A 25184-nucleotide genomic window follows, 5' to 3' on the forward strand; every position below is an offset into this window, starting at 1 on the left:
CATGAAACAGGTTGAGATATAAAAACAATAATAAACAAAACAATGTATAAGGGAGTCAATAAAGGCAGAGGGTGATTAAAACTGCTGCTTGCTTGAAACTGAGTTAAGGATAAATGCTCTGCTTGTATTTTACTGTATTGATAAGGTAATTATTTGTAATGGAGTGCTTATTTATAAATGTCGGCGTTTTATAGGCAAAAAAAATGCTCATTCAAACGAATGAGCAAACTACAACATGAAACAGGTTGAGATATAAAAACAATAATAAACAAAACAATGTATAAGGGAGTCAATAAAGGCAGAAAGTGATTAAAACCGTTGCTTGCTTGAAACTGAGTTAATGATAAATGCTCTGCTTGTGTTTTACTGTATTAATAGGGTTACGATTTGTAATAGAGTGTTTTAATCGCTTACATATTAAATGATTCTATCCTTGACGTTTTTAAAAGCTTGACCTGTTTACAAAGAATACGCTATTTTAAACATGTGTTTAAACTAGCTGTTTATATTATAAGCCTATTGGTAATAAATCAGCTAAACAGCAAGCAGTAGAAGTTGAAATATGAGTACTAAAAATAAAATATTAGATGCCGCCGATGTACTTTTTGCCGATAAAGGCTTTAATGGTACTTCTCTAAGAGAAATCACTAGTCAAGCCAATGTCAATTTAGCGGCGGTAAACTATCATTTCGGCTCTAAAAAAGAGTTGATTAAAGCGGTAATGTCTCGTTATATGGATGAACTATCACCGCAATTAGAGTCAGCACTGTCATTAATCTGCCATGCGGAGACAAAGCCTAATTTACATGAAGTGTTTTCTGCTTTTATAGAGCCACTTTTAAACCTTAATGAGTTTAAAGAAAATGGTACTAGTACTTTTTTACAGTTATTAGGGCGAGGTTACACCGACAGTCAAGGCTTTCTACGTTGGTTTTTAACAACCCAATACCCAAATGTTTTCACCAACTTTACTAAGGCTGTAAAGATAGCCTACCCAGAGCTAAGTACTGAAGAGATGTTTTGGCGATTACATTTCACTATGGGCACTATCGTTTTTACTATGTCATCAAGTGAAGCTTTAATTGATATTGCTCAAAATGATTTTGATAATAAGCTTGATATTGCGGGGGTTATTGAAAGAGTCATTCCTTATGTTGCCGCTGGGGTTGCTGCACCTATTAGTAAAATACATAATCAGGTAATGAGCAGTTAACTGACTAGTGCATACAAGCCGTTATGATTTTACTTGGGGACAAAATGATTATTCATTACAGAGCAAGTAGTACTTGTTCTGTTGGTCATTATCAACCACAAGAGTTTATAGCAGGTGATAGCTGTTTTTTTCAACGAATGCAAAACTGCCATAACTTGTTAAAACCATTACCAGCGCACAACTAGGTATTTCGTTCTTATGCCGCGAAGCCTTGCTGACCTATTTAAAAAATAAATAAATCTTAACGTAATTAATCAAGACTAGTTCTGCTTTTAACAACAATTTGTATTATAATCCTGCCCAATTATGCTATTTCAGTTTTTTACGCGTTTATTTTAGGGTTTAGGTGACATATGAGTGTTGATGCAATTGGCTTATCAGCGGATTTATTGAAAGCGGTTAAGGCCTGTGGTTATAAGAATTTAACTCCGATTCAACAAGAAGCAATTCCAGTTATTCGTCGAGGTACTGACCTTTTAGCAAGCGCACAAACAGGCACAGGAAAAACAGCTGCTTTTAGTTTACCTATTTTAGATGCCATTGCTAAAGCCAACCATGCTGCTCACAGTGCTAATTCCTCTGGTAATGAAAAAAGTGCCTCTGGACAAGCTATTCGAGCATTAATATTAACGCCTACGCGTGAGCTTGCAAAACAAGTCGCTGAGAATATTAAGCAGTTTAGTCAATACCTACCGATAAAAACGGGTGTGGTTTATGGTGGCGGTAAAATGGCCTCACAGACCAATATGTTAAAGCAAGGTCTTGATGTGTTAGTGGCAACGCCAGGCCGTTTATTAGAGCATTTAAATGTGCACAATGTTGATTTGTCACAAGTGAAGTTTCTAGTGCTTGATGAAGCTGATCGCATGTTAGATATGGGTTTTTTAACCGATATAGAAAAGTTACTTCTGGCAATTAAACATAAGCACCAAACGTTAATGTTTTCTGCCACTTTTTCCGAGCGGGTAAAAACATTAGCCAATCAATTGTTAAAGACGCCAAAGACTATTAGCGTTTCTAGAGAAAACACCACCTCAGGTAAAATAAAACAATCGGTATATTGGGTAAGTGAAGCGCGTAAACGTGAATTACTATCAGAGTTGATTGGCGTGAACAACTGGCAGCAGGTGCTGGTTTTTTCTGGTACCAAAGAAAGTGCTAACCTGTTAGCAAAAGAGCTTAAATTGGACGGTATTAAAGCCGCGTTATGTCACGGGGATAAAACCCAAGGTGCAAGAAATAAAGCTTTAGAGCAGTTTACTGAAGGTAAAGTACGAGTATTAGTGGCAACCGATGTAGCCGCTCGCGGCTTAGATATAGAAAACCTTGCTTACGTTGTGAACTTTCATTTACCATTTCTTGCTGAAGATTATGTGCACCGCGTTGGTCGTACTGGAAGAGCAGGTAAGTCTGGTACGGCAATTTCTTTGGTAAGCCCGAAAGATGAGCGTTTTTTAGGCGACATTGAAGAGCTTATTGGTCGCCGATTTGAACGTATCGTGGTACCGGGTTATGAATTTAATCGTCAAGAGAGCGAAGCTTATCAAGAAGCAACGGTAAAGCGCGAGAGTAAAAATAGATACCGAGCTACTCAAGAAAAGAACCAAAACTTAGCTAAAAAAGATGTAAAAGGTAAAATAAAGAGTAAAAACAAAACAGCGAGAACAAGTAGTAAATACAATAGTAAGATTCAGAAGAAGCGCTAAAACTTGCCAAACCATATTACAAAATCAGCTACAAGATCTGTTGCTATAACAGAAACGCCTTTTGATAAAAGGCACTGTTGCTGGTTTTGTGGTGAGCCTAATAATGGCGCTTTTGTCTTCCCGTCTAATGACTTTAAAACAAGCAATTATGAGAACAAATACGTAATACTTAGTTGTCCTCATCCTATAATATCTATTCCTAGTTGTGGTGAATGTCAAAAAATTGCTAACAAAGCACAAGTAGATAATATTTGGGCAGTCAATGCTTATGTCAAAAAGCAGCTGCTAAAGTCTTATTCAAAAGATCTTGCCATCGGTATTAATTGGACTCAAGAAGAGCTGGCGACAAGTGAATTTGACCAAGGTAATTTTGCTGGATTTGCTAGAAGTGCATGGTTTATGTACGAGGTGGCAAAAGCTAGGATAAATTACTTGGCTTGGCCGTTAGTGGTAAATGGCATTGAACTTGAGGTGATTGATTATGAAGCAGTACAAGTAGCAGGCTTTAGTTTTGACGGTGTTCAATACCCATCATTACCTGATGCGATCAAGCACTATGCAAGGGTATTCTTATTAGATGAGCCTTATGTTTTTGCAGTTCTACAACACTTAAGTGGTAGTGACATAACCCAAAAGTCATTTGCTCAAGCTGTTCGCTTTTGTCGGTTACTCGTTAATGCCACCCCTAGTGAGCGTAAAATGGCATTTAAAGCATTAGTTACTAAAAGCTAATGCTTTCACTTTGTATTGTTTATAGCCGTTTAGACTATTGTTAAGTGTGCAACGGCTTGAAGTTTACTACGGTATAACATTTCATCAGCCCGTTCGAAAAAGCTTATTTCATTATCAGCCCGATTCATAAAAGTTGAACCTATACTGCAACCTAGCTGGTATTTATTTAGCAAAGCATTGCTGCTTAATGCTAGGTTCACTCTATTTTCAATTATGCTTAACGCGCTTTCATTAGCATTCTCAACAATAATAGCAAACTCATCACCGCCAAATCTAAAGACGCTATCGGAATCACGAACACACTGACGCATGACTTTAGAAAACTCTTTTAATACTAAATCCCCAGTAACATGACCATAATGATCATTAATCGCTTTAAATTTATCTAAATCTCCCAATACTAAACCAACCAAGCTATGATGGCGGTTAGCATTATTCATAGCTCGTTTTAATTGCTCGTCAAAATAACGTCGATTACCAAGCCCCGTTAAGGCATCTTGCATGGCAAGTTGCATTGCAGCATGATAAGCAAGGGCGTTTTTCAATGGGTGTAATAAACATAGGTGCAGTTGTTGCAATACTTTATAATTAGTTAAGCTGATTGGGGCATTGATACCATAACTTAGTGTACCGATAAAATCGTCAGCAACTCTTAAATCAAAGCGGCGTTCTTTTTTCGCTTTTCTACTACCAAGTAAAGCCTTGTTCAAATCATTGCTTTTAAAATAAAGCCCAGCAAAATCAACATATCGTGTTGCTTCTATAGCAAAAATGTTTAATAGCTCATCGATATCTAGTGTGGTTTGTAATTTCGTCATAAAAGCTAAAATCTGACGTTTATCAAAAACTGAACTGGTAAAATCTTCAGCAACAAGCGCATCCGTGCTTAATGTACTATAGGTATTGAATGGTGAGAATCTATTATCAAGTACGTTTAGTGTTTGCATGCGAGAACCTCATTAACTTTGTTTTCTAACGTCATTTATAAAATAACTACTTAAAGAGTATATTTTGACGCTAATTTTCACTACTGAAATTAAAGCAAAAAGTGTACCATTTTTTATTGTTGGCTTACTTTGAGGTTTTTTGACAGCTTAAGTAGCTATTAAATTACTTTAGCTAATTGAAATGTGTTTTTTTTTGTTGTTAATATACTTTAAGGCTAGGTAAACTATAAATAAAGTGAGTCTTTATTTATATTGAGCTTGTACTTTAGCGGCAACCTTTTGCCGCTTGGCAATAACTTAGCTTTTCAAAGTAGTAGTAAAAGTTAATTCTTAACAAAGTAAAAGGAAGTTGTGTGAGCGGTTATTTTGAAATTCTTGCGATATTAACTTGTGCTGTCTTTGTGGTATGGATGTTTCGACGTTTAAAGTTACCAGCGATTTTAGCTTATTTAGTCGCAGGTATGATTGTTGGTCAACATGGTTTAGATATTGCCAACGAGCAAGTTGATTATGATCACTTTGCCGAGTTAGGTATTGTCTTTTTACTTTTTACCTTAGGTTTAGAATTCTCATTACCCCGACTAATGGCCATGCGGCATCTAGTGGTGTCAGTAGGAAGTTTGCAAGTTGGTATTTCACTGCTTGTCTTTCTGGTCGCAGGACTCTTTTTTGGTTTAAGCTTTTCCGCTGCTTTTGTTGTCGGTAGCATACTCGCGCTATCCTCTACTGCAATTGTTATTAGACAGCTTAGTGAAAGTGGTGCCATGAAGCGAAAGTCAGGACAGCTTTCTGTTGCTATATTACTGTTTCAAGACGTTGCTGTTGTGCCGCTATTAATCATTATTCCTATGTTGGCTATGGATAGTCAGATCTCTTTGCTGTGGGCACTAATGCTGGCGATGGTTAAAGGTGTTGTGGTAGTCGCATTGTTATTGTTAATTGGTAAATGGTTATTACCAAAAGTATTTAACATTATTGCGCAAGTGCGTACAGATGAACTCTTTGTTTTAACAACTTTATTAGTAACTTTATTAGCTGCAGCTTTCACCCAATGGTTTGGTTTATCTATGGCGTTAGGCGCATTTCTCGCGGGGATGATGTTAGGTGAAAGTGAATATAAACATCAATTAGAAGCTGACATTAGACCCTATAGAGATATTTTATTAGGACTATTTTTCATTACCGTTGGTATGAAACTCGATGTTAGTTTATTAGTATCGAAACCTTTTAGTCTTTTAAGCTTGATGATTTGTTTTATGCTCGTCAAGGTTATGGTGATAAAAACCCTTGCAGTCAAAGCTGGTGAGGCAAGTAAAGATGCCTGGGCATCAGGGTTCATGCTGGCGCAAATGGGGGAGTTTGGCTTTGTGCTTATTGCTTTAGCAAGTCAGACTCAGGTCTTACCACTTGATGTCGCATCAATGTTACTTGGCGCTGGTGTTATCAGTATGGCTATCACACCATTTATGATCAATAACGCACGCTCCTGGGCACTATTTTTGAGCCGAGAGAAGTCGGCAGATTCTTTGGATCTATCGCAATTACCAGAAAATAAAGTATTGGAAAACCATGTAATTATTTGTGGCTTCGGTCGAGTAGGGCAAACGGTTAGTCGATTTTTAAAACAAGACGAAATTGATTTTGTTGCCATAGATGTTGACCCTCTGCGTACTCAAAAAGCCCGTGAAGCAGGGGAGAAAGTTCTTTTTGGCTCATCTCGTCAAACAGAGCTACTCAATGCAGCTTACCTTTCCAAAGCTAAATTGGTTGTTATTGCCTTTGGCAATGATAAACAATCGATTGAGGTGATACAAAAAGTGAGAAGTATGAATACTGAGGTACCTATTTTAGTCAGAACAAGAAATGATGATCAACTCAATGCTTTACAAGAAGCTGGCGCCAATGAAGTTGTGCCGGAAAGCTTAGAAGGCAGTTTAATGTTGGTATCACAAGTTTTATCGTTATCTGGCGTGCCTTTTTCTCGGATTATGCGCCGAGTGCAAAAAGAGCGAAAAAATCACTATAACCATTTGCATGGTTTTTTTCAGGGCGAGCAAACCGACATGAGCCCAGAGTCCATTGACCGGATAGAATTTGCTCATGCCATACTTATCAATAATAATTCTTACGCCAGAGGGAAAACTCTTCAATCATTAGCGCTTGAGCAACGCCGTGTTTACATTGTCGCCTTACACAGAGACGATGTAGAAACAGAGTCACCTTCTTTAGATACTATTTTACAAAATCAAGATACCCTAGTTGTTAGGGGAAAGCCGCGCAGAGTCGAGCGAGTCGAACGTTATTTACAGGAAGGCGGATAACTTTAAAGCAGTCATTTACCTGCTATGTTGCAGTGGAGCTTATTGGCTAAAGTGTCTATTTCTTCGATAACGCTTATTCGCTACAAGTCAAATATTAACAGTAGATTAATTATATGTCGAGAAAGGTCCTAATGGCTTGTTCTTGCTCCATTGCATCAGCAAAACCTAATCTTATTAATTCGCTACAAAAATTCCTTTCAAACAATAAGTAGCTGATAATACTTGATTCAGAGTCATTACTCACTCCAGCGCTACGTAACAGTAAGCGAATGGGTAGTGGCAAATCATAGTAATATTGTGTGGCAATAGCATTAAAATCATGACTGGGGTTAATGACAAAGCTTTCTATATGTTGTAAGCCTTCGTTTGCTTTTCTATTTTGTGCCGAGATTAACTTTAACGTTTCATTAATACGCGCCATGCGTTCGAGATCGCTATGCATGGTATCTGCGAAAATAGAGTCCAGTAAATGCCCGGCAATGGTTGCCGAGCTTGGCGGGTGTGGATTATTCTCCATTGAGTGCAAAGGCTCTTTGGGTTGATCAACACCAATGACGAATATTTTCTTTGCCCCCAAATGAATTGCGGGGCTTAATGGCGATAGTTGATGTACTGAGCCATCACCAAAATGTTGGTTTTTAATTCTTACTGAAGGAAAAACCATAGGGATTGCTGCGGAAGCCATTAAGTGTTCAGTATTTAACTGGCACACTTCTCCTCGCCTTTTAACACGTGACCATGGTTGTACTTGACCATCAGACTGGTAAAAGCTAATCGAGTCACCATTACTATAACTTGATGCGGTAATGGATACTGCTGATAAATAACCACGGGCGATATTATTATCGATACGGTTAAAATCCAGAATTTGGTTTAATAAGGTTCTAAGGGGAGCATTATCGAGTAAACTGCGCGGATTTTTATTGGCATAGTCGGCTTGAAAGCTTGCTAACATACCCTGGCTTATATGGCTAAAGACATTAATCGAATCGCTATGATAAATGCTCGATATATTGAAATTTTTCCAAGCCCATTCTAATTTTTTAACGCCTAAATGAAAGCATGAAGCATAACAAGCAAGTGATGTAGTATTGATAGCACCAGCAGAAGTACCTGAAAGAATAGGGAAAGGAATACCATGATTTCTAGGAATAAATTTTGCTATGGCTGATAAAACACCCACTTGATAAGCTGCTCGAGCACCGCCACCGGTTAGTACCAGCGCATTTTTACTATTAAGGTAATTTCGTTTTAGTGTCATAGAAATGAATAATTATTTTTATAGTTTTTAATGGCTTAATTTGCATCAATTTATTAATCAGCTTCAATGGTTTAAGTGTAATTGCTTTTTATTTACTTCGCTAGGGAAATGCCGAATTAATAGTGGAATGGAAATTTTAGGACAAAAAAAAGCCAGCATAGCTGGCTCTTTAAAATGACATAGAATTATTAAATAGTATTGCTTTTACTCATCCATTTTTATTGCTAAAAGGTATTAACGTCTACTTTTAAAATATTCTTAACTACTAACGCGAGCGTTGGCAGCATCTATCAATGGTTGCGATCCAGTTTGTAGTTGTGCTAGGTTAGCTGAAACAACTTTCTTTGGTAATTTAGAAATCATCAAAGAGCCTGTTTTTACTGAGCCTTTCACCGCTGCAAACTCTAATAAGTTCTTGCCGTTACACTGAATACCGCTGAAGATACGACGAATTTTTAATTTATTCGTCTTTAAAAATGAACGCATGCGTTTCTTGTCATCGGATGCCACGTACTGACATATACTTGTCGCAATGTCAGCAGCTTGTGCCTTTGGTGTCGTTACAGCAGACGCTAATGTTAAAACAGTGATGGTTGAAACTATTAATAATTTTTTCATTTTATAAACCTTATAATTGAGTTAATAAAAGAAAAAACCACGGGATGTACCTGTTAACTAGGTTACTCCGCTGTCATAGATTAAGCTAAACTAAATTAACTAAACCCTTAGACCGGTGGTTTTGCGTCACACGTTTTCGCGTGTTTTGCCTTTTCTTTGTCAAGAATAAGTATCACGCAATTGTTACCAAAGTGCAAGTTAATTGGTCTAAGTGCCTGCTGTCAACGACAAAATCCATTTTTTCATGTGAAATTTTAGAGTGTAAAAAAAAAGGCAACAGATTGATTACTGTTACCTTTATTGATATTTATACGGATGTTTTTTAATCGTTTTTTTTAATATTCAAAGGAGAAGTATTTAGTTACAAAATAGTACAGGATTATAGTTTCATTTCTGGTATATCACCAGTTACAACAAGTTCACCTTCTGTTAACTGAATTATATCCTTTACTGAAACGCCAGGAGCCCGTTCAAGTAAATGAAACTTACCTTCTTTAATTTCAATAAATGCTAAGTCAGTTAATACTTTTTTAATACAACCTTTACCGGTTAATGGTAAAGAGCAGCTTTTAAGCAACTTTGAGACGCCATGCTTAGAGGCATGTGTCATAGTCACAATAATGTTATCTGCGCCAGCAACTAAATCCATGGCACCACCCATGCCTTTGATTAACTTACCTGGGATCATATAAGAAGCTATATTACCATTTACATCTACTTCAAAAGCCCCTAACACGGTTAAGTCAACATGGCCGCCACGTATCATGGCAAAAGACTCTGCGGAGTCGAATACAGACGCGCCTTTCGCCATAGTAACGGTTTGTTTACCGGCATTAATTAAATCGGCATCTATTTCATCTACCGTGGGGAATTGCCCCATGCCTAGTAAACCATTTTCTGACTGTAACATTACTTCAATATCTTCAGGCACGTAATTAGCTACCAACGTCGGGATGCCTATGCCTAGATTAACGTAATAACCATCTTTTAGTTCTTGGGCAACGCGTTGGGCAATTTGTTCTCTTGATAAGGCCATGGTTATTCTCCCTTTCCTTCAGCTTCGTCTGCTGGGCGTGTCGTACGCTGTTCAATACGTTTTTCGAAAGATCCTTGAATAACTCGGTTAACATAGATGCCTGGTGTATGAATTTGGTCAGGATCTAATTCACCCACTTCAACAAGCTCCTCAACTTCAACTACCGTTATTTTACCAGCCGTTGCGGCTAAAGGGTTAAAGTTGCGCGCCGTTTTTCTAAACACTAAGTTACCGTATCTATCAGCTTTCCATGCTTTTACGATGGCGAAATCGCCAACAATGGCTTCCTCTAAAATATAATCTCGGCCATTAAAACTACGTTCTTCTTTACCTTCTGCGACTGGTGTACCTACACCTGTTGCTGTGAAAAACGCAGGAATACCCGCACCACCAGCACGCATTTTTTCAGCAAGCGTGCCTTGTGGTGTCAATTCTACCGCTAATTCTCCAGCCATCATTTGACGTTCAAATTCAGCGTTTTCGCCAACATATGAAGCTACAATTTTTTTTATTTGTCTGTTGGGCAACAATACACCTAGGCCAAAATCATCAACGCCACAGTTATTGGAAACTAAGGTTAAACTTTTAGTACCTTTGCGCTTTATTTCGCTTATTAAATTTTCGGGAATTCCACATAAACCAAAACCACCGGCAATAATTGTCATGTTGTCGGTTAGTCCGTCCATGGCTTCTTCATAGCTTGATACTACTTTGTCAAATCCTGCCATTTTCATCTCCTGCTTTATTTTCTTTATCGTAAAATTTTATCGATTATCACTGCGGTGCTAAGCTTTCTGTTGTGCAAAGTAAGCTGTAGATACTTTAGAAATTGGCTGCTTGCCCAACTTCTTACTAATAAACCAACCGGCTTGTAGCAATTTATCAAAATCTATATCTGTTGTTATACCTAAACCATTAAGTAGGTAAACTACATCTTCTGTGGCAACGTTACCTGAAGCACCCTTAGCATAAGGACAGCCGCCTAAGCCTGCAATAGCACTATCGATAACCGCAACGCCACATTGTAGCGCTGCGTAAATGTTAGTTAACGCCTGCCCGTAGGTATCATGAAAGTGAACGGCTAGCTGAGTCGTTGGTACGCGGGCACTTACGGCCTGTAACATCTTAGTTACGCTGGCAGGTGTGCCAACACCAATAGTGTCACCGAGCGATATTTCATAACAGCCCATTGCCAGTAATTTTTCTGCAACTGTAGCAACTGCCTCGGGGTTGATATCACCTTCATAAGGGCAACCTACGACACAAGAGACATAACCACGTACTTTGATATTACGCTTTTTAGCATCAGCTATAATTGGTGCAAACCGTTCAATACTTTCTTCGATGGAGCAATTAATATTTTTCTGGCTGAAGCTTTCTGAGGCTGCGGAAAAGATGGCAACTTCATCAGCATTAACGGCGATAGCGGCTTCATAACCTTTCATATTTGGTGTTAAAGCAGCATAAGTTACTTTTTTATCGCGTTTTATTTTTTCAAACACTTCAGCAGAAGTTGCCATTTGTGGCACCCATTTAGGTGAAACAAAGCTACCGCTCTCAATATAACTAACGCCAGCATCACTTAACAATTCGATTAATGCTACTTTATCGGCAGCACTGATAGCCTTTCCATTAATGAGAGCTTCATTTTGCAAACCATCTCTTGGGCCTACTTCGACAATTTTTACTTTATTTGGCAGGTTTATTGGCAGAGGATTAGACATTATTTAACCTCGGTATTTTCTGTTTGGGCAAGTGATGATGAAAAAGCTAATAACTCAGTACCGCCATCAACCATATCACCAGTACTGAAGTAGATTTCATCCACTACACCGTCACTGGGTGCTTTAATGGTATGCTCCATTTTCATTGCTTCCATGATAACGAGAGGCTGATCTTTAGTAACTTGTTCTCCAGGAGTTACTAACACACTAACCATAGTGCCATTCATCGGTGCGGTTAAACCACCATGATTATCGTCATCTTGATTTTGACCATGATCAGGTAGTATCTGGCTAAAGCTAAATACGCCATGCTCTTGATAAAGGCTTATGTTGTTATTGTTATGTGAAATTATGCTTTGGCTACGATGACCATCAATAGTTACTGTGACTTTCTCACCATTTATTTCACCCTGACAGTCAACCGTGTGTGTGCTGATACCCTCGCCAGTAATAGTTATCTGATAATAACTGGCGCTGGCTTGACGTTTTTGCTCAATGATAATGGCGTATTCAATGTCATTATAAGCAAGTATTAGTGAGTGACTATGAGGTTCATTTAACCGCCAAGCGTTAGTTATATGCCAAGGCGAGTGAGGGTCATTACTTAATGCCGCTTGTTCTTTGGTTTTATTCGCCAGAGATAACACTAAGTATAATGCCGCTATAGGTAACTGCTTAGTGAATAATTCATTACCTTGTTTGTCATTTGCTTGATGAAAAATCGCATTATGATTCTTTTCAATAAAGCCGGTATCTATATCGGCATTTTTAAAAGCATCAGTAGTGGCTAAATTATATAAAAACTCTATATTGGTGGTGACGCCGTTGATGCGGTATTCACGTAAGGCTTTTGCTAAGCGTTGTAAGGCTTTTTCTCTGTTTTCATCCCAAACAATGAGTTTTGCGATCATAGGATCGTAAAATACACTCACTTCATCACCTTGACGAACACCTGTATCGATACGTACATGTTTGCTTTCTATTGGCGTTTTTAATAGGTTCAATTGCCCAGTAGCTGGTAAAAAGTCATTACTTGGGTCTTCAGCATATATTCTTGCTTCAAACGCATGACCATTTATCGTTAACTCCAGCTGAGTTTTTGGGAGTGTTTCGCCAGCAGCAACACGTAATTGCCATTCAACTAAGTCTTGTCCGGAAATCATCTCGGTTACTGGATGCTCCACTTGTAAGCGGGTATTCATTTCCATAAAGTAAAATGAACCATCAACGTCAAGTAAAAATTCTACTGTGCCGGCACCTTGATAACCAATGGCTTGCGCTGACTTGATAGCAGACTCACCCATTTTAGTGCGCAGAAACTCACTCATACTAAACGCTGGCGCTTCTTCAATTACTTTTTGGTGACGTCGCTGTACTGAGCAATCACGTTCAAATAAATACACCGCATTTTGATGGTTGTCGCAAAATACTTGAATCTCAACATGACGAGGTTGTGTTAAATACTTTTCAACCAGCATGGTATCGTCACCAAATGAAGACATAGCTTCACGTTTGGCCGCGGCAAAACCCTCTGAGAATTCTTGCTCACTCCATACTTGGCGCATACCTTTACCGCCACCACCTGCTGTGGCTTTAAGTAATACAGGATAACCCATAGCATCTGCAGCTTGCTTTAAAGTATGCTCATTTTGATCATCACCATGATAGCCAGGCACTAAAGGTACATTTGCTTTTTCCATGATATTTTTGGCGGCAGATTTTGAACCCATAGCTTCTATAGCTTCAACAGGAGGGCCGATAAAAGTAATGTTTTCTTGTTCACAGGCGCGGCAAAAAGCTGCATTTTCTGAAAGGAAGCCATAACCAGGGTGAATCGCTTGTGCGCCGGTTTTTTTGGCTGCAGCAATAACTTTTGTCGCCACTAGGTAACTTTCACGAGAGGGGGACGCGCCAAGGTAAACGGCTTCGTCCGCCATATGAACATGCAAGGCATCTTTATCGGCATCAGAATATACGGCGACCGTTAATATGCCCATCTTTTTGGCTGTTTTTATTATGCGGCAAGCAATTTCACCACGGTTAGCAATTAATATTTTACTAAACATATTTTTTATCCTTCGCTGTCGTTACATTGGCTGCTAGCTAGGTGGTTGCTAGTTAGGTTGGCGCTTTGTTGCCAAGCAGGGCTACGTTTGTCAAAAAAAGCACTTAGACCTTCTTGACCTTCACTTGAAACTCGAATACTGGCGATACGTGCACTAGTATCGCTAAGTAATTGTTCATTGATATCTTGATAAGCAACATCAAAAGCAAGCTGCTTAGCTTGCCTCATTGCTGTGGGGCTATTGTTAAGTAAAGTGGTTATCATTTTTTCGACGGCTGGCGTTAAATCGGCAGCGTCAACCACTTCATCAACTAAACCAATTTGCATAGCTTTATCGGCAAAGAATCGCTCTGCCGTTTGAAAATAGCGTCGTGATGCTTTTAAACCAATGGCATTAACAACATAAGGGCTGATGGTTGCAGGAATAAGCCCTAACTTAACTTCGCTTAAACAGAAACTGGCTTTATTGCTGGCAATGACTATGTCACAACAGCTGGCTAGCCCAACGGCTCCGCCAAAAGCAGCGCCTTGAATTTTTGCAATAGTTGCCTGTGGCATAAAATTTAATGCTTTGAGCATTTGAGCTAAAGCGTTGGCGTCTTTAAGGTTATCTTCATAAGAATAACTTGCCATCCGTTTCATCCAACCTAAATCGGCGCCAGCACTAAAGCTCTTGCCGTTAGCAGCTAACACCATAACCTTTACATCGTCACGCTTAGCAATATCACTGAAAATATCAGTTAGCGTTTTGATGATAGTGTCGTCAAAGGCATTATGCTTTTCAGCATTATTAAGAGTAACAGTAGCTACGCCATTATCGCTTATTGTATATAGTACCTTGCTTGAGTTACTTAAATTGTTTGACTTATTTAAGTCAGGTGTATCAATCGACATAACTTTTCCTTTACGCTTATTTCTGGGAGAGTACACGGGTAAAAAGTATCGGTATTATCCACCAATACAATTAACATGTGAGGGCAGACTACATTCTGAAAATACCAAATTTAGTATCTTCAATACTTTTATTTAAGGATGCTGAAATGGCTAAGCCTAAAACTTGGCGGGTATCAGCGGGGTCAATAATGCCGTCATCCCATAAACGGGCAGAGGCATAATAAGGATGTCCCTGATGTTCATAGTCTTCAATAATGGGCTGCTTGAATGTTTGCTCTTCTGCTTCGCTCCAGCTTTCACCTAATTTTGCTTTTTTATCACGAGTGACTTGCGCCATTACGCCAGCAGCTTGCTCGCCGCCCATTACCGATATTCTGGCGTTTGGCCACATAAATAAGAAACGTGGATCGTAAGCTCTGCCACACATACCGTAATTGCCAGCGCCGAAGCTACCACCAATTAATATTGTAAACTTAGGTACTTGCGCGGTTGCTACCGCAGTTACCATTTTTGCGCCATGTTTAGCTATGCCGCCTGACTCATATTGTTTACCGACCATGAATCCGGTAATGTTTTGTAAAAATACCAGTGGAATTTTACGCTGTGCACACAGTTGAATAAAATGGGCGCCTTTTTCTGCAGACTCACCAAATAACACCCCGTTATTCGCGACGATACCAACAGGGTAACCAAATATGCTGGCAAAACCACATACTAGGGTATTACCGTAGAGTGCTTTAAACTCGTCAAAATTACTGCCATCAACGATACGGGCAATAACTTCGCGTACGTCATAAGGTTGGCGAGTATCTTTAGGAATAATGCCATAGATTTCATCGGCTTGATAAGTTGGCTCAGCTACCTTAGCTAATGAATGAACATTAAGGTTTACCGGTTTTACTCTATTTAAGTTTTTGACCGCTGCACGGGCAATATCTAATGCATGGTGATCGTTTTGTGCATAATGATCTGTTACGCCAGAGGTACGACAATGTACATCTGCGCCACCTAAGTCTTCAGCGCTTACCACTTCGCCTGTCGCGGCCTTTACCAGCGGTGGGCCGGCTAAAAATATAGTACCTTGTTCTTTTACAATAATTGATTCATCTGCCATAGCAGGCACATAAGCACCACCTGCAGTACAAGAGCCCATAACCACTGCTATTTGTGGGATATTATTGGCTGACATATTGGCTTGGTTGAAGAAAATACGACCAAAATGTTCTTTATCAGGAAAAACATCATCTTGGTTAGGTAAATTAGCACCGCCTGAATCGACTAAATAAATGCAAGGTAAGTTGTTTTCTTGCGCAATAGCCTGTGCTCTAAGGTGCTTTTTCACCGTTAGTGGGTAATAGGTACCGCCTTTAACTGTTGCATCATTAGCTACAATGACACACTCTTGCCCGGAAACTCGACCAATACCGGTGATAATACCGGCAGAAGGTACGTTGTCATCATAAACTTTATAAGCAGCTAATTGCGATAGTTCAAGAAAAGCAGAGCCAGCATCGAGCAGCGCGTTAACTCTATCACGTGGCAATAACTTACCTCGGTCTAAATGGCGCTGGCGACTTCTTTCACCGCCACCAAGTTTTACTTCACAAAGCTTGTCGCGCAAATCGTCAATTTGAACTTGCATATGGGCAGCATTATTGTGGAAGTCTTCGCTGCGGATGTTAATCTTACTTACTATTTTTGCCACGGGATAGCCTTATTAATTAGTTAGTAAAGTTTGTTTTTTTGCTATTGAGTTCTAATATGGCGTTGAAAAATGCTCATTGACTAACGTCAACTCCGCTTTTTTGCCTTGTACTAGAACTCACTTGCTGCAAACCTACTTGTTACTGGTGATCAAATGAATGCTTTGTTCAACATTCAATGAAATTAATTACTACTTAGACTCGTTGAACAATTCACGACCAATCAACATACGGCGAATTTCAGAGGTGCCGGCGCCAATTTCATATAATTTAGCATCACGCAATAAACGACCTGCTGGGAATTCATTGATATAACCGTTACCGCCAAGTAATTGAATGGTATCAAGTGCCATTTTTGTTGCCAGCTCTGCTGCATATAAAATAACTGCTGCTGAATCTTTACGAGTAGTTTCACCACGGTCACATGCAGCCGCTACCGTATAAGCATATGACTTAGCCGCATTCATTTGGGTATACATATCGGCAACTTTACCTTGCACCAATTGGAACTCACCAATAGATTGACCAAACTGCTTTCTGTCATGAATATAAGGTACAACTAAATCCATACAGGCATCCATGATGCCTAAAGAGCCGCCGGATAAAACCACACGTTCGTAGTCTAGTCCTGACATTAATACACGAACACCTTTACCTTCGGTGCCTAAAATATTTTCTGCAGGCACTTCACAATCTTGAAAAACGAGCTCACAAGTATTTGAGCCACGCATACCTAACTTGTCTAACTTTTGATGGCGAGAAAAACCAGGATAATCACGCTCTACAATAAATGCAGTAATACCCTTTGAGCCAGCACTGGTATCTGTTTTGGCATAAATGACATAAACATCAGCTTCTGGGCCGTTGGTTATCCACATTTTATTACCGTTAAGAATGTACTTGTCACCTTTTTTATCAGCACGAAGTTTCATGCTTACTACATCTGAGCCTGCATTAGGTTCACTCATCGCAAGAGCGCCAACATGTTCACCAGTACAAAGCTTTGGTAAGTACTTAAGTTTTTGCTCATGAGAGCCATTTTTACGTAATTGATTTAAGCATAAGTTTGACATAGCGCCATAACTCAAACCGACAGAGGCTGAAGCTCTACTGATTTCTTGCATGGCAATAATATGTTCTAAATAACCTAGACCTGAGCCACCATATTGCTCTTCAACGGTCATGCCTAATAAACCCATATCACCAAATTTACGCCATAAATCTTTAGGAAACTCATTATCAATATCTATTTGTTCTGCGCGTGGCGCTATTTCGTCACGAGCAAAAGCATTCACCTGATCGCGAATCATATTGACGGTTTCGCCTAAATTAAAGTTAAGTGAAGTGTATTGTGAAATCATGAGTTGTCCTTTTTTGTTAAATTAAACCCTGCTTAGCGAGGTAAAGTAACGGTTTAATGGGCTTGTTTATGTTTGTATGTTTTTACTTATATATTCATAACTAATTTTACTGTGTTATTACGGTCAATTGTTAACTGCTCTCAAGTGACTCTAAGATTATTTTACAGTTATCCTCTAAGTCATCGAGTTCAATTAAAACCGCATTGATATCTTCAAGCTGCTGCTTTAAATCATTTTTTTTGTCGGTAATCAATGTCATTATAATAGTTAACTGGGTAGCACTGGTTTTATCAACATCGTAGAGCTCAAACAAACGACCGGTTTCAGCTAAAGAAAATCCTAGTCGTTTACCACGTAGAATCAACTTTAGTCGCACTTTATCTCTTTGATTATAAATTCGAGTCTGACCCTTTCTTGCAGGAGCAAGTAATCCTTGGTCTTCATAAAAACGTATGCTCCGGGTAGTGATATCAAACTCTTTTGATAAATCACTTATTGAATACTTTATCGAAGTCAGTTTTTGGGTCATGCAATATTGCTCAAAATTTTATTTATGGATTTATATTATATCAAGTTGACGTTAACGTAAAGGTTGTTCCGTTATAGGTTATTGCTAAATCGTTATTTGAACTTTTAAAACGCTAAGCCTTAGCTAGCACAATTATTATCGCTATGTAATGTAGTGAGATAAGTAACGGTTTAGTGTAATTAACTGCTTACACTTTAACGTCTGACTGAAAATCCAGCCTTTAAGTTAACGTTGGCGTAAAGCTGTTATTAAGTTAGTCTTGAGGAATTACTAATTATTTTATCTGATTAAATTTGTTGGAGAACCGAATGTCATCATCTGATCCTATTGTTATTGTTTCCGCGCTAAGAACCCCTATGGGCGGCTTTGGCGGCTGTTTTGCAAGCGTTACTGCACCTGATTTAGGTGCTAATGCGATTAAAGCAGCAGTAGCTCAAGCTAACTTAGCTGCTGACCAAATTGACGAAGTTATTATGGGTTGTGTTTTACCTGCTGGCGTAAAACAAGCCCCAGCACGACAAGCTGCTATTGCCGCAGATTTATCTTTATCTACAGTGTGTACCACAATTAATAAAGTATGTGGCTCTGGCATGAAAGCGGCTATGCAAGCGCATGATGCATTACTTGCAGGCTCTATCGATGTTGCTGTTGCTGGTGGAATGGAAAGCATGAGTAATGCACCTTACATCTTACCAAAAGTAAGAACAGGTTTGCGTATGGGACATGGTCAAGTTATTGATCATATGATGCAAGACGGCTTAGAAAATGCTTATGACGGAATTTCAATGGGTTGTTTCGCCCAAGATACTGCCGATGAAGCAAGTTTCACCCGTGAAGCTATGGATGAATTTGCTATACGCTCACTAAGTCGGGCTAACGCGGCAATTGAATCCGGTGCTTTTAAAAATGAAATAAGCGCTATTACGGTGAAGAGTCGCCGTAGTGAAGTAGTTATCGATACCGACGAACAACCTGGAAATGCTCGCCCGGATAAAATTCCATCATTGCGCGCAGCATTTAAAAAAGACGGCACCATCACAGCGGCTAACTCAAGCTCAATTTCAGACGGCGCAGCTGCCCTTGTTATGATGAAGTTATCAGAAGCTGAAAAACGTGGTTTAACACCACTTTGTAAAGTTGTTGCCCATGCAACACATGCACAAGCTCCTGCTGAGTTTACCGTAGCACCTGTTGGTGCAATGACCAAAGTATTAGCTAAAGCTAACTGGCAGATAGCAGATGTTGACCTGTTTGAAATCAATGAAGCTTTTGCCATGGTTACTATGTTAGCGGTTAAAAATATGTCACTAGACATAAATAAAGTGAATATCCACGGCGGTGCTTGTGCATTAGGACACCCGTTGGGCGCAAGTGGTGCACGTATTATGGTGACCTTAATTCACGCGTTGAAAAATAAAGGTTTATCTAAAGGTGTCGCTTCACTTTGCATTGGCGGCGGAGAAGCAACGGCTATTGCCTTAGAGATACTGTAATTACCTTGCTATAAAAGCTAGTTAAATCAAAGGAACTGGCAAAAGTACTGATAAATTTTCAATACATTACTTGAACATAAAATATTGGTGGCCAAGTCGTAATAATGTATTGAATAGCGATTGTTATCGCCTCAATACCTTTGCCTTTTTACAAGAGTCAAAGTATTTAACGCTGAACATATACAAATTAATAATAAAGAGAAGCTTTCTCAAGATAGGAATGACTGATGAATTTTGATTTAACACAAGACCAGCAAATGTTTGCTGAAACGGCCAAGCAATTTAGCGATAGTGAGTTATTACCTCATGCCGCTAAGTGGGACTTAGAGCATACTTTTCCTAAAGAGGTAATAGCAAAAGCAGGTGAGTTAGGCTTTTGTGGTTTATATGCTCCAGAAGATGCCGGCGGTCTAGGACTCAGTCGATTAGACTCATCAATAATTTTTGAACAGCTTTCTATGGGCTGTACTACCACAACGGCCATGATGACCATTCATAATATGGCCACCTGGATGGTCGCTACTTGGGGCACTCAAGTTGTTAAAGATACCTGGTGTCCTGGGTTAGTATCTGGGCAGCAGTTAGCATCATATTGTTTAACAGAACCAGGCTCTGGCTCTGATGCCGCATCATTAAGTACCAGCGCAAAAATTGACGGTGACCACTATATTGTTAATGGCTCAAAAGTGTTCATCTCTGGTGCTGGTGAAACAGATGTCTTAGTTGTTATGGTGCGTACCGGTGAAGCTGGAGCAAAAGGCATTTCTGCAGTGGTTATTCCTGCCGATGCTGAGGGCGTTATCTATGGTAAAGCTGAAGAGAAGCTGGGCTGGAACGCTCAACCCACTAAACAAATCACTTTTGACAATGTCAAAGTTCCGGTTGAAAACTTACTTGCCGGTGAAGGTGAAGGTTTTACTTTAGCAATGAAGGGATTAGATGGTGGCCGCATTAATATTGCCACATGCTCTATTGGAACTGCACAGCAAGCGTTAAATACCGCCATGACTTATATGCAAGAGCGTGAACAGTTTGGGAAACCTATTGCTGCCTTTCAAGGTTTACAATTTAAATTGGCCGATATGGCAACAGAGTTAGTTGCTGCAAGACAACTTGTGCGCTTAGCCGCGTATAAATTAGATCAAAACGATGCTGAGAAAACTGCCTACTGCGCCATGGCAAAACGCTTTGCTACAGATATTGGTTTTCAAGTGTGTGATGCCGCGCTGCAAATCCATGGTGGTTATGGATATATTAAAGAATTCCCATTAGAGCGTCACTTTAGAGATGTACGTGTCCATCAAATACTTGAAGGTACTAATGAAATCATGCGGGTGATTATTGCCAGAAGGTTATTAACTGAAGGGGCAGGGCAATTACTTTAAGAAAAAGTCCTGTATTAGCTTAGATATATATTCAAATACGAAGTTAAATCCAACTTAGATTGAAGCTTAAATTAAGCTCAAATCAACAAGTACTAATTGAAAGGCGCTATATGCAAAGTGCTAACATAGGAAAGAAAATGTCTGATTATTCATCACAGTTTTTACAAGTAGAAGTTATCGCTCATACCGCGGTTGTTACCTTTAATAACCCTCCTGCGCACACTTGGACAGCGCAAAGCCTGTCAGACCTACAAGATTTGGTTTTGTCTCTTAACGAAGATAGAAATATTTACGCACTGGTTCTAACTGGTGGAGGCGCTAAATTTTTCTCAGCAGGAGCAGACCTTAATATTTTCGCCGATGGTGATAAACAAGTAGCAATAGATATGAGTAATATTTTTGGTCAAGCATTTGAAACGCTTTCTGCTTTTCGCGGCGTTTCAATTTCAGCGATCAATGGTTACGCCATGGGGGGAGGTTTAGAAGTTGCTTTAGCTTGTGATATTCGTATCGCTGAAGATCATGCTGTAATGGCTTTACCTGAAGCAAGTGTAGGTTTATTGCCTTGTGCGGGTGGCACACAAAACCTTGCTTTATTAGTTGGTGAAGGTTGGACCAAACGTATGATTTTATGCGGTGAGCGTATTAGCGCTGAACAAGCCCTATCGATTAACTTAGTTGAAGAAGTGGTTGCTCAAGGTGAGGGGAAAAATGCAGCTATTGCCCTAGCGACAAAAGTAGCTAAACAAAGTCCAGTTGCAGTGACAGCTTGTAAAAAATTAATCCAAAAGAATCGTGTTATGCCAATTGAGCAAGCATTACCACAAGAACGTCAGGCTTTTGTTGAGTTGTTTGATTCTCTTGATCAAAAAGAAGGTGTGCAAGCATTTTTAGATAAACGTAAGCCTACTTGGCTAAATAAGTAATAAATCTACTTTAAAAAATTAAGCAGTATTAAGCAGTATATAGATAGGAAAAATTATGACGGACGTAGTTCTTTTTAATGAAGTTGATTGTGATAATGGTAAGAAAATTGGTGTGATCACCCTTAATTCACCTAAATCACTTAACGCATTAAGTGGCGAGATGATCAGCCTGCTTTACCCAAAGTTGATAACATGGCAGCAACAACAAGACCTTGTCGCGGTATTTTTGCAAGCTGAAGGTGAAAAAGCATTTTGTGCCGGCGGTGACATTGTGCACCTTTACAATGCAATGAAAAGTAAAGTTATCACAGAGAGTTCAGTCAAAGAATTAATTGCAGAAACTAACTTTGCCCCAGAAATTGAAGACTACTTTACCCAGGAATACCAATTAGATTATTTAATCCACACATTTAACAAACCTTTTATTGTTTGGGGTAGTGGTATTGTTATGGGGGGCGGTTTGGGAATGCTTGTTGGAGCAAGTCATCGAGTAGTAACTGAAAGTTCTCGCATTGCTATGCCTGAAATCAGTATTGGTTTATTCCCTGATGTCGGCGGCAGTTATTTTTTAAATAAAATGCCAGTTGGTTGTGGCTTGTTCCTTGCCTTAACTGGGGCTTCTATTAATGCAGCAGATGCCAAGTATTGCCAGTTAGCGGATTATTTTGTTGAGCAACAATACAAAGATAACCTTATTAATCAATTAAAAGTGATTAATTGGGCAGAAACAAGCTCATTAAATCACGATAAAACTTCAGAGCTATTGCAAGAGTTTGAACAAAGCTCATTAAGTCAATTACCAACGTCGCCACTAAGAGAGCATCAAACTTTAATAACTCAGTTGATTGATCAGCACGACCTAACAGAAATTATCAATGCTATCTTAAATATAGAAAATGAAGATAAGTGGTTTAGTCGAGCACAAAAAGCGTTGAAAAGAGGCAGTGCTTTAAGTGCTCAATTAGCCTATTCACAATTGCAACGTGGTAAAGGTATGTCATTGGCTGATTGCTTTCGCATGGAATTAAACTTAGCAGTTAAATGTGGTCAGTTTGGCGAGTTTCATGAAGGTGTTAGAGCCTTATTAATAGATAAAGATAATAGCCCACAGTGGCGTTACTCATCTGTAAAGGAAATCGATAGAGAGATACTTGATTGGTTTTTCGAGTCTAGATGGTCAACCTCAAAGCACCCGCTGACAATGATGCGCTAAGAGCTAGCTAACAGCGAATTAATATTGAAATAACATTTGGTTATCCAATAAGACATACAACATTGATAACAACTATAACAAATTAAAAGGAATAATCATGGCGAATATCGCATTTATTGGTTTAGGTAATATGGGCGGTCCTATGGCTATTAATTTAGCTAAAGCGGGTCACAACGTTTGTGTTTTTGATCTTTCAGCTGATGCTGTCGCTCATGTAGTCGAAGCTGGAGCCACCACTAAAGCTAATGCTATTGAATGTGTACAAGGTGCACAATTTGTTATCTCAATGCTACCAGCAGGTAAACATGTCGATGCAGTATACTTGACAGAAAAGTCTGGCTTAATTAACTATATTGAACCAGGTTGCTTAGTTATTGATTCATCAACAATTGATGCTGCTACATCATGTAAAGTAGCAAAAGCACTAACAGAAAAAGGTATATGTTTTGTTGATGCACCGGTATCCGGTGGTGTTGGTGGCGCTGTGGCAGGTACTTTAAGTTTCATGGTTGGCGGTAGCGCTAAAGAGTTTGAACAAGCTAAACCTATTCTTGATGCTATGGGTAAGAACATCTTCCATGCTGGTGAGCATGGCGCAGGACAAATTGCTAAAGTGTGTAATAACATGCTGCTGTCTGTATTAATGGTGGGTACCAGTGAAGCATTACAACTAGGCCTTGCTAATGGTTTAGATCCAAAGGTGTTATCGAATATAATGAGTAATAGTTCGGGCAGTAACTGGACACTTGATGTATATAACCCTTGCCCAGAAGTAATGGAAAATGTACCTTCATCAAATGATTACCAAGGTGGTTTTATGGTAGATTTGATGGCTAAAGATTTAGGTTTAGCTACAGAGACGGCATTAGCCAGTCAATCATCTACACCGATGGGCACATTAGCGAGGAGTTTATACGCTATGCATGCTGCATCTGGAAATGGTAATAAAGATTTCTCTAGTATCTTTAATATGTTTAATAAAAAGTAAGTTGGAAGTGATGAAACTACAAGATAAAACAATTGTGATAACAGGCGGCGGTCAAGGCCTTGGTTTAACTATGGCGCTTAGTTTTGCAAAAGATGGCGCAAATATAGCGCTTATTGATTTAAATGAAGAACTACTAAAAGAAAGTGTGAAGAAAGTTGCCGCTGCTGGTAATGAAAATATTCAAGTTAATTATTATTTAGCTAATGTCAGTAAAGAAAATGAAGTAGAAGAAACCTTTCAGCAAATTAATAAAGACTTCGGCGGCATTGATGGTTTAGTGAATAATGCCGGTATCTTACGTGATGGCATGTTTGTTAAAGCTAAAGATGGTGTTGTTAGTAAAAAAATGTCTTTAGAAAACTTCCAATCAGTAATTGATGTAAACCTTACCGGTGTATTTTTATGTGGTCGTGAAGCGGCTGTTCATATGATCGAAGGGAAAAAGGAAGGGGTTATTATCAATATGTCTTCTATTGCCCGTGGTGGAAATATGGGACAAACAAACTACGCAGCCGCAAAAGCGGGCGTAGTCGCGATGACCACAACTTGGGCAAGAGAGCTTGGCCGTCATGGTATTCGAGTGGGAGCTATAGCTCCAGGGGTTATACGCACTGCTATGACTGATTCAATGAAACCTGAGATGCGAGACCGTTTAGAGAAAATGAAACCCGTTGGTCGCTTAGGTGAAGCTGAGGAAATAGCGCATACGGCAAAATACATCTTTGAAAATGAGTTTTTCACCGGTCGTGTGGTAGAAATTGATGGCGGCCTTTGCATGTAACTTGTTTTTTTAGTTATTATTGACTACTTTTAGCTCGGTGTTTACATCAGCTTAATACTGGTTTGTACGATATTTGTTCGAACAAACCAGTAATTAAAGAAATCTTGAAATAAGGCTTGATCAAAAGTAAAAACTCTCTACAATGCGCTCCAGTTCCAAGGGGTTCAGGTGAAAACCTTAGCCAAGTGGATGTTTTGATAAGTTATCTACTTGCTTTTAAGCTAAACCAGTTAACTTAACGTCTCGTTTTAAGGTGTTTTAAAATACTTTACTTTAAATAGAAAAAAA

At 39.1% G+C, this 25184-nt stretch carries 21 protein-coding genes and 1 riboswitch; of the genes, 10 read left to right on the forward strand and 11 right to left on the reverse strand.

Annotated elements, in window-relative coordinates; all coding sequences use genetic code 11:
* The first annotated feature begins 562 nt into the window (after window positions 1–562).
* From psrA to GAB14E_RS18925, 3 genes are all read left to right on the forward strand, one after another.
* Complete coding sequence (gene psrA / locus GAB14E_RS18935; protein ID WP_033080848.1) at window positions 563–1213, forward strand: TetR family transcriptional repressor PsrA; 651 nt, start codon at window positions 563–565, stop codon at window positions 1211–1213.
* Between the two features lie 353 nt (window positions 1214–1566).
* On the forward strand, window positions 1567–2919 hold the full coding sequence (locus tag GAB14E_RS18930) for a DEAD/DEAH box helicase (protein WP_033080849.1): 1353 nt from the start codon (window positions 1567–1569) through the stop codon (window positions 2917–2919).
* A 3-nt stretch (window positions 2920–2922) separates the two neighbouring features.
* Entirely contained in the window at window positions 2923–3651 is a 729-nt protein-coding gene (locus GAB14E_RS18925; RefSeq protein ID WP_231561974.1) for a hypothetical protein, read from the forward strand.
* Window positions 3652–3680: 29 nt separating this feature from the next.
* Here the strand turns inward: GAB14E_RS18925 and GAB14E_RS18920 are convergent, their stop codons facing one another.
* Window positions 3681–4598: a GGDEF domain-containing protein gene (locus GAB14E_RS18920; RefSeq protein WP_033080850.1), complete on the reverse strand. Its 918-nt coding sequence runs from the start codon at window positions 4596–4598 to the stop codon at window positions 3681–3683.
* Window positions 4599–4951: 353 nt separating this feature from the next.
* On the opposite strand from GAB14E_RS18920, the gene GAB14E_RS18915 reads away from it, so the two are divergent.
* The gene (locus tag GAB14E_RS18915; protein WP_033080851.1) at window positions 4952–6919 is read left to right on the forward strand and encodes a monovalent cation:proton antiporter family protein; all 1968 of its coding nucleotides are present in this window, start codon (window positions 4952–4954) and stop codon (window positions 6917–6919) included.
* Window positions 6920–7028: 109 nt separating this feature from the next.
* Here GAB14E_RS18915 and GAB14E_RS18910 read toward each other — a convergent pair whose 3' ends face one another.
* The 10 genes from GAB14E_RS18910 to GAB14E_RS18865 all read right to left on the reverse strand — a co-directional run bounded on the left by GAB14E_RS18910 (window position 7029) and on the right by GAB14E_RS18865 (window position 18110).
* Entirely contained in the window at window positions 7029–8180 is a 1152-nt protein-coding gene (locus GAB14E_RS18910; RefSeq protein WP_033080852.1) for a patatin-like phospholipase family protein, read from the reverse strand.
* A 258-nt stretch (window positions 8181–8438) separates the two neighbouring features.
* Window positions 8439–8798 (reverse strand): DUF3718 domain-containing protein, encoded by a 360-nt coding sequence (locus GAB14E_RS18905; RefSeq protein ID WP_033080853.1) that lies wholly within the window; start codon window positions 8796–8798, stop codon window positions 8439–8441.
* A gap of 57 nt (window positions 8799–8855) precedes the next feature.
* A riboswitch (cyclic di-GMP riboswitch) is annotated at window positions 8856–8958 on the reverse strand.
* Between the two features lie 219 nt (window positions 8959–9177).
* Window positions 9178–9834, reverse strand: a complete 657-nt coding sequence (locus tag GAB14E_RS18900; protein ID WP_033080854.1) for a 3-oxoacid CoA-transferase subunit B — start codon at window positions 9832–9834, stop codon at window positions 9178–9180.
* Window positions 9835–9836: 2 nt separating this feature from the next.
* Complete coding sequence (locus GAB14E_RS18895; RefSeq protein ID WP_033080855.1) at window positions 9837–10562, reverse strand: CoA transferase subunit A; 726 nt, start codon at window positions 10560–10562, stop codon at window positions 9837–9839.
* Between the two features lie 57 nt (window positions 10563–10619).
* Entirely contained in the window at window positions 10620–11558 is a 939-nt protein-coding gene (locus tag GAB14E_RS18890; RefSeq protein WP_081967696.1) for a hydroxymethylglutaryl-CoA lyase, read from the reverse strand.
* The gene (locus GAB14E_RS18885; protein WP_033080856.1) at window positions 11558–13624 is read right to left on the reverse strand and encodes an acetyl/propionyl/methylcrotonyl-CoA carboxylase subunit alpha; all 2067 of its coding nucleotides are present in this window, start codon (window positions 13622–13624) and stop codon (window positions 11558–11560) included. Before GAB14E_RS18885 ends, GAB14E_RS18890 begins: the two co-directional genes overlap by 1 nt.
* 5 nt (window positions 13625–13629) lie before the next feature.
* A complete protein-coding gene (locus GAB14E_RS18880) occupies window positions 13630–14517 on the reverse strand; it encodes an enoyl-CoA hydratase/isomerase family protein (RefSeq protein WP_052093449.1) in 888 nt (295 codons plus the stop codon).
* Window positions 14518–14605: 88 nt separating this feature from the next.
* On the reverse strand, window positions 14606–16222 hold the full coding sequence (locus GAB14E_RS18875) for a carboxyl transferase domain-containing protein (RefSeq protein ID WP_033080857.1): 1617 nt from the start codon (window positions 16220–16222) through the stop codon (window positions 14606–14608).
* 189 nt (window positions 16223–16411) lie between these two features.
* Entirely contained in the window at window positions 16412–17581 is a 1170-nt protein-coding gene (locus GAB14E_RS18870) for an isovaleryl-CoA dehydrogenase (protein WP_033080858.1), read from the reverse strand.
* Between the two features lie 130 nt (window positions 17582–17711).
* Window positions 17712–18110 (reverse strand): MerR family transcriptional regulator, encoded by a 399-nt coding sequence (locus GAB14E_RS18865; RefSeq protein ID WP_033080859.1) that lies wholly within the window; start codon window positions 18108–18110, stop codon window positions 17712–17714.
* 308 nt (window positions 18111–18418) lie between these two features.
* Here GAB14E_RS18865 and GAB14E_RS18860 point away from each other — a divergent pair, with 308 nt between their 5' ends.
* From GAB14E_RS18860 to GAB14E_RS18835, 6 genes are all read left to right on the forward strand, one after another.
* Complete coding sequence (locus GAB14E_RS18860) at window positions 18419–19603, forward strand: acetyl-CoA C-acyltransferase (protein WP_033080860.1); 1185 nt, start codon at window positions 18419–18421, stop codon at window positions 19601–19603.
* A gap of 227 nt (window positions 19604–19830) precedes the next feature.
* Window positions 19831–20988, forward strand: a complete 1158-nt coding sequence (locus tag GAB14E_RS18855; RefSeq protein ID WP_033080861.1) for an acyl-CoA dehydrogenase family protein — start codon at window positions 19831–19833, stop codon at window positions 20986–20988.
* Between the two features lie 137 nt (window positions 20989–21125).
* A complete protein-coding gene (locus GAB14E_RS18850) occupies window positions 21126–21914 on the forward strand; it encodes an enoyl-CoA hydratase (protein WP_033080862.1) in 789 nt (262 codons plus the stop codon).
* Window positions 21915–21969: 55 nt separating this feature from the next.
* On the forward strand, window positions 21970–23127 hold the full coding sequence (locus GAB14E_RS18845) for an enoyl-CoA hydratase/isomerase family protein (RefSeq protein ID WP_033080863.1): 1158 nt from the start codon (window positions 21970–21972) through the stop codon (window positions 23125–23127).
* Between the two features lie 97 nt (window positions 23128–23224).
* Entirely contained in the window at window positions 23225–24115 is an 891-nt protein-coding gene (gene mmsB / locus GAB14E_RS18840; RefSeq protein WP_033080864.1) for a 3-hydroxyisobutyrate dehydrogenase, read from the forward strand.
* Window positions 24116–24125: 10 nt separating this feature from the next.
* Window positions 24126–24896: an SDR family oxidoreductase gene (locus tag GAB14E_RS18835; protein WP_033080904.1), complete on the forward strand. Its 771-nt coding sequence runs from the start codon at window positions 24126–24128 to the stop codon at window positions 24894–24896.
* Window positions 24897–25184 lie beyond the last annotated feature (288 nt).

Origin of the sequence: Colwellia psychrerythraea, assembly GCF_000764185.1 — a bacterium.
GTDB lineage: Bacteria > Pseudomonadota > Gammaproteobacteria > Enterobacterales > Alteromonadaceae > Colwellia > Colwellia psychrerythraea_B.